Origin of the sequence: Paractinoplanes bogorensis (assembly GCF_018829635.1) — a bacterium.
Lineage (GTDB): Bacteria > Actinomycetota > Actinomycetes > Mycobacteriales > Micromonosporaceae > Actinoplanes > Actinoplanes bogorensis.
Genome location: NZ_JAHKKG010000010.1, coordinates 347194 through 359978, shown reverse-complemented (window position 1 = coordinate 359978; position 12785 = coordinate 347194). Strand labels below are relative to the sequence as shown.

Below are 12785 nucleotides of genomic sequence, written 5' to 3'. Positions count from 1 at the left end.
CGCGCGGCGTGGCCACGGGCCGCGTGATGAGCGTGCTCATGGCCGTGCTGATCGCCGGCATCGGGGTGTCCGGGGTACTCAGCCTGCAGCGGCAGCTGGGCGGCGACGCGGGTTTCTGGCCGGGCTTCGTCTTCGGGGCGGCCGTGTTCACCGTGCTGCACGTCTTCGACCTGGTGGTGGTCGACTGGCTGGTGTTCTGCCGCCTCCAGCCGCGCATCATGGTGCTGCCCGGCACCGAGGGCATGCCCGAGTACCGCGACTGGCGATTCCACTACCGGGTGTTGTTCCCGCGCCCGATCCCCTGGCCCGTGCTGCTGATCCCGGCCTACGGCCTGGCGGTCGGCGGTGGGGCGGCACTGGCCGCGGCGTTCTGACGCGCGCGCTGCTGGTTCAGGCGGGGGACAGGCCGGCGTCGGCGAAGACGTGGCGGGCCAGGGCGGAACTCAGGAACGACACGAACGCGTCCGCGCCCACCCGGTTGACGCCGGTGGTGGGGCGGATCGCGGTGTACTGATCGGCCCGGCTGGTGGCCGCGGTGAAGTCGACCGCCCGCAGGCCGCCGCCCGCCGTGACGACGTCGGTGCGGTAGACCAGGGCGGCGTCAGCGGCGCCGGAGCTGACCTGGGCCAGCGCGCTGGCCGCGTCGGGTTCGACGGTCGGCTGCCGGACGACCACGGCGGCGGCCTCGAGGGCGGCGCGGCTGCCGCTGCCGCACGGGGTGGCCTCGGCGCACAGAGCCACCCGCGCCTGCGCGAGGTCACCGACGGCGGCGACCCGTTCGCCCGTACGGGGAAGGGCGATCACGATCGGATTGCGCGCGACGACGACCGGGGTGCCGCGGTCGTGCGCGGCGGTGACCATGCCGGTGGCGGCCTCGTCGGCCGACACGAACACGTCGACCGGCATGCCGTGCAGGATGTGCTGGGCGTGTTCGAGGCCGGCGCCGTATTCGACGCTCACCCGGGCGCCGGGGAACGCCTCCTCGAACTTGGGGACCAGCCGGGTCAGCGTGTCACGCAACGGATCGGCCGCGTGCACGACGATCGTGCCGCCGGGCGCGCCCGAAGGGGCGGGGCCGGCGCTCTGGCCGTGATGATGTGCGGCGGCCGACGGGGCCGGTGGTGGCGCGGAAACGGGTGCGGGTGCGGAGACCGGGGCCGGGCCCGAGCAGGCCGAGAGGGTGACGGCGGCCAGGGCGGCGACGGTGAGGCGGCGAGGTGTCATCGGACTCCGCTCGGGGTGGATGCCGCCCGGCCCGCTGGGGACCCGGGCCGGACGGCGGGGTGGTGCGGGGTGGTGCCGCCCGGCCCGCGGACTGCGGGTCGGGCGGCGTTGACCCGTACGGGAAAATCAGCAGGCGCCCTTGTCCTGCCAGGCGCCCCACTCGCCGGTGGTGCCCGGCTCCTCGCCCTGGGTCCACCAGCGCGCGGTGTAGGCCCGGCCCTTGTGCGAGACGTTCATGCCGCCGGTGTAGACCGCCGAAGCGCTCCACGCCGACCCGCACGTGGCGGGCGGGTCGGTCGGCGGGTTCGTGGGCGGGGTGGTCGGCGGGTTGGTGGTCCCGCCACCGCTCACGTTGACGTCGACGCACGAGTAGAACGCCATCGCGGTGTCGTAGATGTTCCAGACGGCGAGGATCTTGTGCTTTCCGCTGGGCAGACCGGTCAGCTGGTGGCTGAGCGTCTGCGGCGGCTGCGCGTTGCCGTTGGTGAACGTCTGGTGCAGGCGACCGTCCACGTAGTACTGCCAGTTGAGCGTGCGGTGCATGGCCGTGTTGCGCCAGGTGAACGAGGCCGAGCTGCCGATCGAGGTGACCCGCCAGCCCTTGTTGTCGTCGTTGAGCACGGTGTACGAGCTGCCGCCGCTGCAGCTCATCGAACCCTTGGGCGCCTCGACGCTCTGGGGTTCGTACTGGATGGTGCCGCAGTTGGCGACCGCGCCGGTGGCGCACTGGTCCTGACGGCTCGGGGGACTGGTGATCCAGCCATGGGCGCTGGCCGGGCTCGCGGGGGCAATGACGGCGACGAGCGGAGCAATGAGGACGGCGGCCGCGAGCGCGGACAGTCTTCTTCTCAGGCTCATGTCGCTCCCTTCTGGGGGGATTAGGAGCATCGTCCCATCAGCGAACGTCAATACAGTTAACTTTGTCAACAGTTTCGAGACATCCGTGCCGCATCCGCGACCGGCAACGGTCAGCCGGCGTGCGGGTGAGCCGGCGCCAAGCCGTAAGCCGCGTCTTCGGCCAGCCAGGTCAGGAAGTCGGCCGGGTCGAGCGGGCGCGCGACGAAGTAGCCCTGGATCGAGTCGCAGCCCAGGTCGCGCAGGTAGTCGAACTCCTCCTGGGTCTCGGCGCCCTCGGCCACCACGTGCAGGCCGAGGGCGTGGCCCAGCTGACGGGCGGCCATCGTGACGGTCTGCCGGGTGCGGTGCTGGGTGATGTCGCGGACGAAGCTCCGGTCGATCTTCAGTTCCTGCACGGGCAGGTCGGTCAGCCGGCTCAGCGACGAGTGGCCGGTGCCGAAGTCGTCGATCGACAGGCGGACGCCGAGGCCGCGCAGGGCGTGCAGCACCCGGACGCCGTTGACCGGGTCGGCGATCAGGCCGCCCTCCGTGATCTCCAGGGTCAGGGCTTCGGCCGGCACGCCGTGGCGGCGCAACGCGCGTTCCACCATCTCGCGGACGCCGGTCTGGCCGGTCAGCATCTGCGGCGACAGGTTGACCGCGACCGACAGGTCGTGCCCGGCCCGCCGCCACGACGCACAGCCGGCCAGCGCGGTGTCCAGGATGTGCTCGGTCAGCGGTGTGATCAGGCCCGACCGCTCGGCCAGCGGGATGAACTCGTCGGGCCGCACCGGACCGTCGGGCCGCGTCCATCGGGCCAGCGCCTCGGCCCCGAGCACCCGCCCGGTCACCGGGTCGACCTTGGGCTGGTAAGCCACCCGCACCGCGCCGCTCTCGACCGCGCTGCGCAGGTCGGTGAGCAGGGCCAGGCGCCGTGGGGTGTCCTCGTCGTCCGCGCTTTCGTAGACGTGCACGCCCGTACGGGACTGCTTCGCCACATACATCGCGACGTCGGCCCGCTGCAGCAGCCGGTCGGGGTCGGTGCCGTGCCGGGGCGACACGCAGACGCCGATGCTGGCCTGGGTGGTCAGGGCGAGCCCGGAGACCGCGGTCAGCCCGGCCAGCGTGTCGTGCAGTTCGGTGGCGACGGCGAGCACGTCCTCCAACGAGGAGGCGCGGGTGATCAGCAGGGCGAACTCGTCACCGCCGAGCCGCGCCACGGTGGCCCGGTCGCCGAACCGCTCCTGGACCCGCCGGCCGACCTCGCGCAGCACGTCGTCGCCGATGCTGTGCCCGAGCGCGTCGTTGATGTCCTTGAACCGGTCGAGGTCGAACAGCAGCACGCCGACCTGACCGTGTCCGGCCGCCGCGCGCAGCTCGGCCAGCAGCTGACGGCGGTTGGGCAGGCCGGTCAGGGCGTCGTGCCGGGCGCTGTGGCTGAGCTCCTGCACCAGCCGGGCGTTGGTCAGGGCGACGCCCGCGTGGGCGACGAGCGCTTCCAGCAGCCGCAGATGCCCGGCGTCGAACTCCTCGATGTCGGCCATCGCGCCGGACACGGCCAGCACGGCGGTGGCGTCACCGAGCGCGACCGGCACCGCCATCGATTCGGGCCGCAGTATCGATTCGCCGTCGCGGACGGCCTGCCACCAGTCGTCGCTCTGAAGAGGGGGCAATACCCGGAACGTGTCCTGGCCGCTGAGCACCATGCGGGTGGCGTCGGGCAGGATCAGCTCGGCCGTCTCGCCCCGCACCAGGTCGCGTACCTGGGTCAGCACCTCGTGGGCGACCGTGGTGGCGTCGTTCGAGCCGCTGACCGCCCGGGTGAAGCGGTAGAGCGCCTCGACCTGCTCGTGCCCCTGGGTCTGCTGGGCGTAGCGCTGGAAGACCCGGAAGATGGCGAAGCTCAGGATGCCGAGCAGGGCCGCCGCCGCGAGCTGGTCGCGGACCACGATGGCGGTGATCAGGCCGAGCGCGGTGGTGACGACGACCAGCGGCATCTGCAGCACGTCGCGCAGATCGGCGCTGAGCAGCCGGCGCCACTCCTCGGTGTCGTCGTTGATGGCGATCACGGCGCTGATCAGCACGACCGAGAGCAGGTCGGCCACGAAGGCGGCGGCGAAGCAGGCCAGCCACCCGCGCGGTCCGAGCGGGTCACCCGACCCGGCGATCAGGTGGAAGGTGAGCCCGGCGGCGGCGGCCTGAGCACCGTAGAGGGCGGTGTTGAAGGCGAGTTTGCGGCCGCGCTGGTGACCGAAGACCGCCATCCCGGCCAGACCACCGGCCAGGCGCACCAGCACGAGCGCGACCGGGCCGAGGGCGATCAGCCCGAGCACCAGCGGGATCTCACTGAGGTTGATCGTGTGCGACCCGCGGCGTACGGGAAAAGTCACGTTGAACCGCTCGGCCAGCGCGAAGAGCACCGTGACGGCCAGGAGCAGACCCAGGCTTCCCGCGTACGGGTGTGGGTGCCGGACGGTCCAGTAGGCGGTGACCGCCGCGGTGGCCGCCAGGAGCGTGCACGACAGCAGCCAGGTGCGGACGGCGGACCGGGCCCCCAGCATCAGCGGCTCTCCTCGTCGTCGGCTCGCCTCACTCAGATCGGCAGCCGCCGGACCGGGTTGAGGGCCCGGCCCGGCGGATACATCAACTCCAGCTGGCCGACGACCAGTCGTCGCTCGACCAGGAGCGGCTCGACCATGTGCCGCTCGTCCACGAGCGCCCGGTCCAGCGGCGGCCCGACCACGACGGGTCGCTCCAGCCGGCCTTGGCCGTCCACGGCGCCGAGTTCGACCAGTCCGCCGCGCCCCACGTGCGGCCGGCCCACGAGGTGCCGGTCCAGCCGTCGGCGGCCAGCCGGTAGCCCATCCACTCGCCGCCGGACCACGAGGTGCCCAGGGTGGCCTTCGGGGCCCAGGCGACGGGGGAGAAGCTGCCCCAGACGCTGCGCTGGCCGGAGAGCGGGGACTTGTCCATCATCAGCCGGCTGTCGCCGCGCGAGCTGTCCAGCGTGCCGGTGCCGGTCGACTTGGTCCAGATCTGCGGGAGCACCAGACCCGTACGGGCCAGGGCGCCGTTGACGTTGATCTCCTGCAGTCCCAGGTTGGCCGCGGTCCCGTTCGGCACCCGGGTCGAGCCCTTGATCAGCCAGTCCTTGATCTCGTCGGGCTTGGCCGACGGCTTGGCCTGGAACAGCAGCGCCGCGGCGGCCGAGACGACCGCGGTGGCCTGCGAGGTGCCGCTGCCCCGGAACAGGGTGTCACCGGTGCGAGCGGTGGGGAACGTGGTGTCGATGTACGAACCCGGGTCGCGCAACGACTCGATCGAGACGCCCGGGGCGAGCAGGTTGATCTGCTTGCCGCCGTTGCCCAGGTTGGTGAACGTGGTCAGGCTGTCGTCGGCCACGCTCGCGGTGCCCTTGGTGTCGGCCGCGCCGACCGTGATGATCCAGTCGTCCGACGCCGGGTTGGCCAGCGTGCCCGCGCTGTTGCCCTCGTTGCCGGCCGCGGCCACCACCACGATGCCCGCCTGCCAGGCCTTCTCGACGGCGAACCCGAGCGGGTCGGCCCACGTCTTCGGTGCGCCACCGGAGCCGTACGAGAGGTTGATGACCTTGATCGGGTTGGCCGAGTCGTCGTTCTTGTGCTCGACCACCCAGTCGACGGCCGCGATGACCTGGCTGACGTCGACCGCGCCGGTGGCCGTGCCCACCTTGATCGAGGTGAGCTTGACGCCCGGCGCGATCCCCTTGGTGCCGGTCGCGGTGTCGTTGCCGACGATGATGCCGGCCATGTGCGTGCCGTGGCCGTACGTGTCCAGGTAGCGCAGGTCGGGCGCCTGCGACTCGAGCGACAGGTCGGGCCCGTTGACGATCTGCGCGGCGGGCAGGCCGCTGACCGGCGCCACGCCGGTGTCGATCAGGGCTACGCCGACACCCTTGCCGGTCAGCGAGGCGGAGGCGCCGGTGTCGGCCCCGATCACCGTACGGACGTGCTTGAGCGTGATGCCCGTCCCGGTGACGGTCGTGCCGAGCCAGCTGGCCCAGTTCGACGTGGACCCGGCCGCGCCGGCCGGCGCCGCGGCACCGGTGAGCGACCAGGCCCCCAGGGCCAGAGCTGTCGTCCAGGCACTGGCCCGTTTGATCCTGTTCATGCGTACCCCACCGTCTCGAGTTGCTCGGGCGAATGCATCGGCGGGAGGTCACCGCAACCAAGAAGAAACCTTTAAAGAATCCAGGGAATCTCAGATCCGCAGCCCGGCCGGTCGCAGATCAGCGCGACGTAGACCTCCTGGAGCGTGGTGCCGTCGGAGCCGGACCCGCCGCACCGGTAGCCCTGGCAGAGGTTCTGACGCTCCCATGCGGCCCGTGGGGGCTCGGCCGTCCGGCTGATCCAGTTGCCCAGCGCCGAGGCCAGCGGCGAGAACTCGCATTCCGCGGCGCACGGACCGGCCGCGTAGACCTGGTGCGGGCGTTGCAGGCGGGCCGCGACCTCGGCTCCCCGCCCGGTCAGCGCCCGGTCGCCGAGGTAGGAACCGGCCAGGGCGAGCAGCGTGGCGGTCTCGATCGTGTCGGCGGCGCCGGGGCGGGCCGAGCCGGCGAGCGCGGCCCGCGCGGCCCGGACCCGGATTCCGGAGTCCAGCGAGCCGGCCGACAGCAGCTGGGGCAGCGACCCCTCGGGCAGGGTGGTGAGCGCGGCCGCCGCCCGATCACGGACCGAGGGGGAGAGGGCACCGGTCGACCGCGCGACGGCGAGCAGCCGGGCGGCGTCCACGCCACCACCGTTGCGGCCGGGCTGCGCGAGGAGCGGAAGCCACCGGGTGGACACCGACGGGCGTACGGCGGAAGCGGCTTTCTTCTCGTCGCCGAGCGCGGCCGCGAGGCGCAGAGCGGCGTTGGTGGCCGCGAGGGACTCGTGCGGGTCGCTCACCGCGCCGGAGATCCAGCCCGCGCGCGTGTACGGCCGATCCGGCGCCACGGCCGCCCGGCACCCGAGTTCGTGGGCGTAGAAGCCGGCTTGGGTGTCGGCCGTGGTCTCCCCGGGCAGCGTCACGTGGCCGTCCCGGTCGACCAGCGCGGCGCAGTAGGCCGCGCCGATCGGGGCGCGTGCCTGACCGAGCGCCGCCCGGACGCCGTCCAGTTGATGGCGAGCGCCGAGCCAGGCGGCGTCGACCTGGCCCGGGGCCAGGCGGTTCAGTCCGTCCAGGGCCGCCCCGGCGACCCGGGGGGCCGAGTCCGGGGACGACCCGGCGGTCGTGACGATCTCGAGGAGCGGGATCGCGGTGCCGACGATGGTGTCCGGCGGCAGCCGATCGGGGAGCCGGTCGAGCTCGGCTCGCGCCGACGTGACGATCGGGCCGGGAACGGGGAGCCGGGCGTCGGTCATCGCGCTAACCGCGGCCGCGGTGCTGCCCCAGTTGGCCGTCGTGCCCGGGTCGGGCGCGTACCGGTCGCCCTGGCGCAGGGCGGCCAGCGCGGCGGCGACGCGCGCGCCGTCCACCGGCAGGCCGAGCCGGCGGGCGGTGCCGGTGGCCAGGCTGATCTGCCCGATCCGTTGCAGCGTCGAGGATCCGGGGGTGCCGGCGGCGGCCTCCGCGAGCCACGGGGCCAACCGGTCGCGCTGGACCCCGGCCGGGATCGTGGGACGCCAGCGGGACTGCCACGCCGTCTCGTACAGGGAGAACGGGGACTGCCGGACACTCCACGCGTGGTCGACGAAGTATCCGCCGGTGCGGGCGGTGCCGAGTACGAGCGAGTCGGCGAGCAGATCGCCGATCGCCGCGCGGCCGGACAGGGGAAGGGTCGTCACCGGGGGAGCGGCGGCCGGTGGCGGTGGTGCCGGGGGCGCGTGGCAGGCGGCGATCGAGCCGGCGAGCACGGCGGCGGCGACGAGGCGACGGACGAGCATGGTGACCTCCGGCGAGTATCGGGACGGCGGTGGGCCCGGCCCGGGCGGTGTCCGCCCGGGCCGGTTCTCGTGGCGACCGTCAGGTCAGGGCCACGCTGCTGTACGCGTCGGTGGTGTAGTAGGTGCTGCCGAACTGGAAACCGCCGTGGGCCTCGTACTTGACCCGGTTGATGCTGCCGGGCCAGCCCCGGATGCCGATCTTGACGTGGGCCACGTTGTGGGTGATGTACCAGGTGTCGGACTGCGAGTTCTCGTACGACAACCGGCCGCTCCCCAGGTTGAGGGTGCCGGCCGGCGTGCCGCTGAACTCCCAGCCGATGGCGGTGTAGTCGATGTCCCACACGTCGCTGTGCTTGACGCTGTTGGCGTTGAACGGGCTGGATCCGTACCAGCCGGACGTGGACGTCGTGTTGTAGTAGTCCGCCTGCCGGAAACCGCAACCCGGGCAGGTGTAGGCGTCCACGAACGCGGTGCCCTTGGACCGGAGCTGGCCCGACGACCCGCCGCCGGGCGTGATGGTCCGGCTGAACTCCTTGTGGATGTTGAACTGGCACGGCGGCACGCCGCCCTGGCAGTGAATGGCCGAGTTGTCACCGACGTAGGCGGCCAGCGCGACCCGGCCCGCGGGCGCGGCACGGTCGGCGATCGCCGGCGCGACCTTGGTCCGGACGGCCGGATCCGGCTTGGTCACGGTGACCACGCCGGGTTCGGAAACCACGACCACGGAGCCGCCGGACGGCTTGGCGGCCGCCGGCGTGGCCTGCAACGACAGGATCGCCGCGGCCACGCTCGCCGTCAGGGCGATTCCCCGGAGCGCCGCTCGAGAGACGGACAATGGATTCTCCTCTGTGTCCAAAGTGTGCCGTGCGAGGTGTTCGCGCTGGTCACAGAGGAGAGTTTCGATGGATCGGCGAGGCCGTCACAGGAGCTTCACCGGCAAAACAGAGGCAGAAAACACGCGCCCGGATCACTATGATGGTCATCGATGCGGGGGCATTGGGGGCGCCCGCCGGTGTGCCCGGGGGGCCGTGTGTTCGGTGAGGTCGTCCGCAGGCATCGCACCAAACTTCTGATCACCCAGGAGGAGCTGGCCGAGCGGACCGGCGTGAGCGTGCGGCACATCCGCTACATCGAGTCCGGCCGGGTCGCCACGCCCCGCGCCGTCACGGTCCGGCTGCTGGCCGAGGCGTTCCAGCTGACCGCGGCCGACCGGGTCACCTTCGAGCAGTCGGCCCGCACCGGCGAGGAACCGGTGGCGCCGGTCGCCGTCGACGCACCGGCCGGGCCGGTCCGCCCGGCCCAGCTGCCCGCGCCGGTGACCGGATTCGCCGGGCGCACCGGGCATCTGCGGGCCCTCGACTCGGCCGGCGATCCGGTCGTGCTGGTGGTCGGGGCCGGCGGCGTCGGCAAGACCACGCTGGCGCTGCACTGGGCGCACACGGCCACCGATCGCTTCCCTGACGGTCAGCTCTATGCCAACCTGCGCGGCTTCGACCCGTCCGGCACCGTCGCCGAGCCGGCCGACGTGCTGCACGGCTTCCTCGGCGCGCTGGGCATCACCGGCCCGCAGGTCCCGGCCACCCGGCACGGCCGTGCGGCGCTGTACCGGTCGTTGCTGAGCGACCGGCGGATGCTCATCGTGCTCGACAACGCCGGGGACGCCGACCAGGTGCGCCCGCTGCTGCCCGGCACGGCCGCCTGCCGGGTGCTGGTGACCAGCCGGGACAGCCTCACCGGCCTGGTCGTCAGCGATTCGGCGCGCGTGCTCCCGCTGGCGCCGATGGAGACCGGTGAGGCCCGGGAACTGCTCAGCCTGCGCCTGGGTGAGCAGCGGGTGGCCGCCGAGCCCGGGCCGGTCGACCGGCTCATCGAGCGCTGCGACCGTCTGCCGATCGCGCTGGCCCTGGTCGCGGCCCGGCTCGCGACCAGCCCGGGGTCCACTGTCGAACGGCTGACGGCGGAGATCGGCGACCCGGCCCGCACGCTCGACGGCCTCACCGTGGGCGACACGCGGACCGACATCCGGGCGGTGTTCTCCTGGTCGTACCGCAAGCTGTCGGCGCCGGCGGCCCGCCTCTTCCGGCTGCTGGCCGTGCACCCGGGACCGGACCTCCCGGTCGAGGCCGCCGCCAGCCTGGCCGGGGTGGAGCTGCGGGCCGCCCGGGCCGGGCTGGCCGAGCTGATCCGGTTCCATCTGGTCCGCGAGCACCGCCCCGGCCGCTACGAGCTGCACGACCTGCTGCGGGCCTACGCGGCGGAACTCGCGGGCACCGACGAGACCGCCGCCGGCCGGGGGAGCGCGTTACGCCGGACCGTCGACCACTACGTGCGGATCGCCGCGGCGGCGGCCGGACTGCTGCTGCCGCACCGCGATCCGGTGGCCGTGCCGGAGGGCGAGCCCGGGGTGGTGCCCGTCTGCGTCGAAGACCGCGACGCCGCGATGGGCTGGTTCGCCGACGAGCATCAGGTCCTGCTGGCCGTGCTCGACATCGCGATGCGGCCCGAGCTCGACGCATACGTCGAACCGTGGTGCCAGTCGTTCGTGGCCTTCGCCTCGCTGCGCGGGCACTGGGCGGACGAACTGCGCGGCCACCGGGCGGCCCTGACGGTCGCGGAACGGCACGGCGACCGGGCCCGGCAGGGCCGCGGGCATCTCGGCATCGCCATCGTCCACCTGCGGCTGTCCGATCCGGAGACGGCCGAGCGGCATTTCCGGCTCGCCCTCGACGCGTACGAGAAGGTCGGTGATCTGGTCGGTGCCGGGCACGTCAACAGCAATCTGGCCCGGCTCAAGGACGCCGCCGACCGCCCCGGCGAAGCTCTGGTGCTCGGCTGGGCGGCCCTCCAGCAGTACACGGCGGCCGGCCACGGCGTCTTCCGGGCCCGCGCGCTGAGCGGGCTCGGCTGGTACCAGGCCAAGGCCGGCGACCACGCCGGGGCGCTGCGGTCCGGGCTCGAGGCGCTGACCCTGCTGCGCGACATCGGCGACCGCGACGGCGAGGCGGCGACGCTCGACACGCTGGGCTACGCGTACGGGCAGGCCGGTGACCACACCGAGGCGGTCGCGCACTACCAGCGGGCCGCCTCGCTGCACCACGACATGGGCGACCGCTACAACGAGGCCCTGGTCCTCTCCCACATCGGCGACAGCGAGCGCGAACTCGGCCTGACCGAGCGGGCCCGCACCACCTGGACCGCGGCCCTGGAGATCCTGACCGACCTGGGTCACCAGGACGCCGAGGGGCTACGGCGGCGGCTGTCCGGCCTCGGCTGACCGGTCAACACGGCGGCGGCTGTCCGGTCTCGGCTGACCGGTCAACACGGCGGCGGCTGTCCGGTCTCGGCTGACCGCTCAACACGGCGGCACGGGACGGATCAGGATGCCGGCCGCCGCCGTCGTGGCCGCGCAGTCGATCACCGCCAGCTCGTTCAGCTCGCGGCGGTCGTCCGCGGGCAGCCCGGCCGCCGCCCGCCGGCGCAACGCGAGTTCGGTGCCGGTCAGGTGGGCCCGCAGGTCGCATTCGCCGTCGGCGACCGCGATCGCGACCTCCCGCGCGGGCACACCGGCCGCTTCCCGGGCCGCGGCGGGGGAGGCGTACGGAAAACCGTTCGATCGCATGCAGTCGGCCCAGCGGTGTGTGGCCGCGGCCAGCGAGGGGTCGGATGACACCTGGCCGCGCAGGCGGTTGCCGAGGATCTGCGGGACCGAGTCGACCCGCGCCCACCGCAGCACGTCCGAGTAGAGCGCGGCCCGAGCCTGGGCGATGCAGCCGGTCGACGGGAAGCTCAGCGTCGACCGGTCGGGCAGGGTGAGGGTCAGATCGCGCGCGCTGTCCCCGAACAGGGCCTGGTGATAGGACGCCCGGTCGGTGCCGGGGACGGCGGCCGGCTGCTCGGCCGGCCGGCTGAGCTCGTAGCCCCGGGCCCGGCGCTTGGGCAGGTCGATCAGCCGGTGCTCGTCGTCGCCGGTGGCCAGCGGGGGCACGTACGGCCGGTACGGCTCGCCCCACCCGGCCATGCAGCGACGGGTGACCTCCTCCTCGGCGGTCGCGGTCAGCACCTTGCGGCCCGGCCGTGTGCCCGAATCGGTGACCAGGTCGACGGCGGCCGCGGTGAGGGGCGCCGCGGGGGCGGTGCCCGCCCGCGGCGCGCACGCGCCGCAGACGAGCACCGTGACCGCGGACGCGATCAGGACCGAGGTCCGTTTCACCACGAGCACCACTTGTGCGACGAGAGCCGGTCGTTCATCGGCTGGCCGTCGCTCATCTTGTCGATCGTGAGGTTGGCCAGACGACCGCCCCGGGCCAGGTTGTAGTAGCCGCGGCCGGTGCCGTAGTTGACGTCGTCGTACAGCTGGATGTTGCAGTTGTTCCCGTTGTTGAAGACCGAGCTGGCGCAGTTGTTCCAGGTCCGCAGGTTGAGATAGCCGCAGCTCGCGTGACTCCAGCTGAGGTAGTTGTTGGAGTTGTTGGGCCACTGGCCCGGGCCGTCGTTGAAGTTGGCGTTGACCCAGACGCAGAACGAACCCGAGTCGCACGCCTCGAGTCCGCCGGCCGCCAGCATGTTGTCCACCGGCACGATGGCCCGGCCCCCGTTGGCCGCCTTCGCCGCCGCCATCTCGCGGGCCGTCGCGGCCGACGGACCCTCCGCCGCACTCGCCGGCCCGGCCAGTGCCGTCATCATCAGGATGACGCCGGCTCCGACGGCCCCCGCGCGCCGTAGCAGTGCTCGCATGTCGTACCTCCATGTCGATGTATCGATGGATTCATCGTCGGAGGACGCTCCGGCCGAACACAGGAGAGAAACCGGCAACCCACCGGC

At 73.0% G+C, this 12785-nt stretch carries 10 protein-coding genes; 2 read left to right on the top strand and 8 right to left on the bottom strand.

Features of this window, described 5'->3' with window-relative positions; all coding sequences use genetic code 11:
- Positions 1 to 8: 8 nt before the first annotated feature.
- Positions 9 to 374, top strand: a complete 366-nt coding sequence (locus KOI35_RS31805) for a hypothetical protein (protein ID WP_215792352.1) — start codon at positions 9 to 11, stop codon at positions 372 to 374.
- Between the two features lie 16 nt (positions 375 to 390).
- Here KOI35_RS31805 and KOI35_RS31800 read toward each other — a convergent pair whose 3' ends face one another.
- The 6 genes from KOI35_RS31800 to KOI35_RS31775 all read right to left on the bottom strand — a co-directional run bounded on the left by KOI35_RS31800 (position 391) and on the right by KOI35_RS31775 (position 8799).
- Positions 391 to 1224: a molybdate ABC transporter substrate-binding protein gene (locus tag KOI35_RS31800; RefSeq protein ID WP_215792351.1), complete on the bottom strand. Its 834-nt coding sequence runs from the start codon at positions 1222 to 1224 to the stop codon at positions 391 to 393.
- A gap of 126 nt (positions 1225 to 1350) precedes the next feature.
- The gene (locus KOI35_RS31795; RefSeq protein WP_215792350.1) at positions 1351 to 2082 is read right to left on the bottom strand and encodes a lytic polysaccharide monooxygenase; all 732 of its coding nucleotides are present in this window, start codon (positions 2080 to 2082) and stop codon (positions 1351 to 1353) included.
- 110 nt (positions 2083 to 2192) lie between these two features.
- Complete coding sequence (locus KOI35_RS31790; RefSeq protein ID WP_215792349.1) at positions 2193 to 4622, bottom strand: putative bifunctional diguanylate cyclase/phosphodiesterase; 2430 nt, start codon at positions 4620 to 4622, stop codon at positions 2193 to 2195.
- 82 nt (positions 4623 to 4704) lie between these two features.
- Complete coding sequence (locus KOI35_RS31785) at positions 4705 to 6210, bottom strand: S8 family serine peptidase (RefSeq protein ID WP_215792348.1); 1506 nt, start codon at positions 6208 to 6210, stop codon at positions 4705 to 4707.
- Between the two features lie 71 nt (positions 6211 to 6281).
- On the bottom strand, positions 6282 to 7964 hold the full coding sequence (locus tag KOI35_RS31780) for a hypothetical protein (protein WP_215792347.1): 1683 nt from the start codon (positions 7962 to 7964) through the stop codon (positions 6282 to 6284).
- A 79-nt stretch (positions 7965 to 8043) separates the two neighbouring features.
- Positions 8044 to 8799: a hypothetical protein gene (locus KOI35_RS31775; RefSeq protein WP_215792346.1), complete on the bottom strand. Its 756-nt coding sequence runs from the start codon at positions 8797 to 8799 to the stop codon at positions 8044 to 8046.
- 195 nt (positions 8800 to 8994) lie between these two features.
- Here KOI35_RS31775 and KOI35_RS31770 point away from each other — a divergent pair, with 195 nt between their 5' ends.
- Positions 8995 to 11238, top strand: a complete 2244-nt coding sequence (locus KOI35_RS31770) for an ATP-binding protein (RefSeq protein ID WP_215792345.1) — start codon at positions 8995 to 8997, stop codon at positions 11236 to 11238.
- 78 nt (positions 11239 to 11316) lie between these two features.
- Here KOI35_RS31770 and KOI35_RS31765 read toward each other — a convergent pair whose 3' ends face one another.
- Positions 11317 to 12174 (bottom strand): hypothetical protein, encoded by an 858-nt coding sequence (locus KOI35_RS31765; RefSeq protein WP_215792344.1) that lies wholly within the window; start codon positions 12172 to 12174, stop codon positions 11317 to 11319.
- A complete protein-coding gene (locus tag KOI35_RS31760) occupies positions 12171 to 12698 on the bottom strand; it encodes a peptidase inhibitor family I36 protein (protein ID WP_215792343.1) in 528 nt (175 codons plus the stop codon). Before KOI35_RS31760 ends, KOI35_RS31765 begins: the two co-directional genes overlap by 4 nt.
- Positions 12699 to 12785: the final 87 nt, after the last annotated feature.